The 3,449-nt window shown below is 73.0% G+C and carries 4 protein-coding genes; all 4 read left to right on the forward strand.

The features are described 5' to 3' along the window. The coding region (locus ACXJKG_RS20220) for an ATP-binding response regulator (RefSeq protein ID WP_456847514.1) at positions 1–727 on the forward strand (727 nt) is incomplete at its 5' end. Next, positions 724–1,110 (forward strand): response regulator, encoded by a 387-nt coding sequence (locus tag ACXJKG_RS20225; RefSeq protein WP_456847515.1) that lies wholly within the window; start codon positions 724–726, stop codon positions 1,108–1,110. The genes ACXJKG_RS20220 and ACXJKG_RS20225, both read left to right, overlap by 4 nt. Beyond that, positions 1,103–2,230: an adenylate/guanylate cyclase domain-containing protein gene (locus ACXJKG_RS20230; protein WP_456847516.1), complete on the forward strand. Its 1,128-nt coding sequence runs from the start codon at positions 1,103–1,105 to the stop codon at positions 2,228–2,230. Before ACXJKG_RS20225 ends, ACXJKG_RS20230 begins: the two co-directional genes overlap by 8 nt. Continuing rightward, on the forward strand, positions 2,227–3,449 hold a 1,223-nt coding region (locus tag ACXJKG_RS20235), incomplete at its 3' end, for a peptide ligase PGM1-related protein (RefSeq protein WP_456847517.1). The genes ACXJKG_RS20230 and ACXJKG_RS20235, both read left to right, overlap by 4 nt.

The following is a 3,449-nucleotide window of genomic DNA, read 5'->3' on the forward strand; positions in this document are numbered from 1 at the left end:
GAGCAACGCCGTGAAGTTCACGCCCGACGGCGGCCACGTCGTCGTCGACGTGCGCCGCGTCGGGCCGGACCTCGAGGTCACCGTCGCCGACGACGGTCCGGGGATCGCGCCGGAGGAACGGGAGCACATCTTCGAGGCGTTCCAGCAGGGGCGGCGGGGCGCGCCGAAGGAGGAGGGCRCGGGGCTCGGCCTGACCCTCTGCCGACGCCTCGTCGCGCTGCTCGGCGGTCGGATGTGGCTGGAGACCGACGTCGGCGTCGGGAGCACGTTCGGCTTCGTCGTCCCCGTCGACACCGCGCCGCGCGCCGGCGCGGACGGGACACGCGACGACGCGCCCGTCGTCGTGGTGGTCGACGACGACCGCGCGTCGCTCGACCTGCTCGCGGCCTACCTCGACGGCCTCGGCGTCCGGGTGGTCCGGGCGCGCGACGGCCGGTCGGGGCTCCACGAGATCCGCTCGTCGCTGCCCGCCGCCGTCGTGCTGGACCTGCGCCTCCCGGGCCTGGACGGCTGGCAGGTCCTCGAACGCCTGAAGGCGGACGAGGCCACGCGCGACATCCCGGTCGTCATCGCGTCGATCGTCGACGAGCGCTCCCGCGGCCTCGCCATGGGCGCCACGGAGTACCTGATCAAGCCCGTCGGCCGCGACGACCTGGTCGCCGCGCTGCGCAGCTGCGGGTGCCTGCCCGCCGACGCCGACGTCGCCACCGGAAGGGGGCGGGGATGACGACCGGTCGCATCCTCGTGGTCGAGGACAACGCGTTGAACCTCAAGCTGATCCGCGACGTGCTCCAGGTCCGCGGCTACGACGTCGTCGAGGCCAGGTCGGGTGAGGAGGGCGTCGCCAGGGCGCACGAGTGCTGCCCGGACCTCGTCCTCATGGACCTCCAGCTCCCGGGCATCGACGGGGTGGAGGCGCTGCACCGGATCCGGCTGGACCCCGTGGTCGCCGACGTCCCCGTGGTCGCCGTCACCGCGTTCGCGATGCAGGCGGACCGCGACCGGGCGCTCGCCGACGGCTTCGACGGCTACCTGTCGAAGCCGATCAGCGTTCGCGCGCTGCCCGCCCAGGTCGACGCGTTCCTCGTCAGCGGCCACGCCCATGCCTGAGCCGGTGTCCGTCCTCGCGGTCGACGACGTGCCGCAGAACCTGCGGCTGCTCCAGGCGGTGCTGGAGCCGCGGGGCTACCGGCTGATCCTGGCGGGGTCGGGCGAGGAAGCCCTGCGCGTCCTGGAGGACCCGAGCCAGCCCGTCGACCTGGTCCTGCTCGACATCGTCATGACCGGGATCGACGGCTACGAGGTCTGCCGCCGGGTCCGGGCGGACCCCGCCACCGCGTACCTGCCGGTGGTGATGATCACGGCGAGCGGCGACCAGGAGAAGCTGCGCGCCATCGAGGCCGGCGCCGACGACTTCGTGACGAAGCCCTTCGACCAGGGCGAGCTGGTGGCCCGCGTGGCGTCGCTGGCCCGCGTGAAGAAGTACCAGGACACGATCGCGCGGCAGGCGGCCGAGCTGGCGGAGTGGAACCGTGACCTCGAGGCACGGGTCCGCGCGCAGGTCGACGAGCTGCAGCGGCTGAGCCGGCTCCGGCGGTTCCTCCCCCCACAGCTGGCCGACCTGGTGATCGACTCCGGCGACGAGTCGCTGCTGGACAGCCACCGCCGGGAGATCGTCGTCGTGTTCTGCGACCTGCGCGGGTTCACGCCGTTCGCGGAGCAGTCGGAGCCCGAGGAGGTGATGTCGGTGCTGCGGGAGTACCACCGGGCGCTGGGCGAGCTCATCGACGAGTACGAGGGGACCCTCGAGCGGTTCACGGGCGACGGGCTGATGGTCTTCTTCAACGACCCGGTGACCTGCGAGGACCCGGCCTGGCGGGCAGTCGCTATGGGGATGGCGATGCAGGACCGGGTGGCCGGCCTCGCCGTCGGCTGGTCCCGCCGGGGTCACGAGCTCGGCTTCGGCGTCGGCGTCGCGCAGGGCTACGCGACGCTCGGCCGGATCGGCTTCGAGGGACGGTCCGACTACGCCGCGATCGGGAGCGTCACCAACCTGGCGGCCCGGCTGTGCGCCGCGGCCGCGGCCGGCCAGGTGCTGGTCAGCCAGCGCGTCTTCTCCGCCGTCGAGGACCGGGTGGACGGTCGGCCGATGGGTGAGCTCGACCTGCGGGGCTTCAGCAGGCCGGTGGGGACGTTCGCCGTCGAGAGCGCAGGGGTGAGGCAGCCGTGACCACGCTGGAGGAGCTGGACGAGGTCGGGCGGCAGGCGCGGTTCGAGGTGCTCCAGCAGCGGATGCGCTCGGTGTGGGACGTCATGCGGCGCGACCACGAGGACGAGTCGGTCGTGGTCGTCCCGTCGGTCGCGGTCGACGGGCTGTCCGTCGGGAGCGCCGGACTGGTGCAGGCGTACGAGGAGCGCTTCCTGTTCCTGCTGCTCCTGCTGCGGCAGCCCCTGCTCCGGATGACGTACGTGACCTCGACGCCGATCAAGGACAGCATCATCGAGTACTACCTCGCCCTGCTCCCCGGCGTGATCCCCAGCCACGCCCGCGCACGGCTCACGCTCGTCTCCGTCGACGACGCGACGCTGCGCCCGCTCAACGAGAAGCTCCTCGACCGACCCCGGCTGATCGCCTCCATCGTGGCGGCGATCCCGAACCGCGAGCGCTGCCACCTCATCGCGTACAGCACCACGGAGCGCGAGCGCGACCTGGCGCTCCACCTCGGGATTCCCATGTACGGCTCGGACCCGGGGCTGGCCGACCTGGGGAGCAAGACGGGCTGCCGTCGCCTGTTCGCCGAGGAGGGCGTGCTGCACCCCTTCGGCGCCGAGGACCTGCACAGCCGCGAGGACGTCGTCGACGCGATCGTGCGCATGCTCGCCGCCGGGCCGGGCAGCGGGCAGGTGATCGTGAAGCTGAACGACGGCGTCTCCGGGAGCGGCAACGCGGTCGTCGACCTGACCGGCCTCGCGTCGCCGGCCGACCCGGCGGACGTCCGCACGCGGGTCGAGGCCCTCGAGCTCGAGTCGCCGACCCTGAGCCGCGCCCAGTACTGGGAACGGTTCACCGGCGGCGGCATCGTCGAGGAACGGGTCACCGGCGCCGAGCTGCGCAGCCCGAGCGTGCAGCTGCGCGTCCTGCCCGACGGCACGGTCGAGCTGCTCTCCACCCACGACCAGCTGCTCGGGGGACCCAGCGGCCAGCGCTACCTGGGCTGCACGTTCCCCGCCGACCCGGCGTACTCGCGCCTGATCAGCGAACCCGCCGAGGTCATCGGCCGCCGCCTGGCGCGGGAAGGGGTGCTGGGCCGGTTCGCCGTCGACTTCGTCGTCGTCCGCGACGCGTCGGGCGCCTGGACCGCGCACGCCATCGAGCTGAACCTGCGCAAGGGCGGGACCACGCACCCGTTCCTCACCCTGCAGTTCCTCACCGACGGCCGCTACGACGG

The sequence above is a fragment of the Cellulomonas sp. P5_C6 genome, from assembly GCF_054049635.1.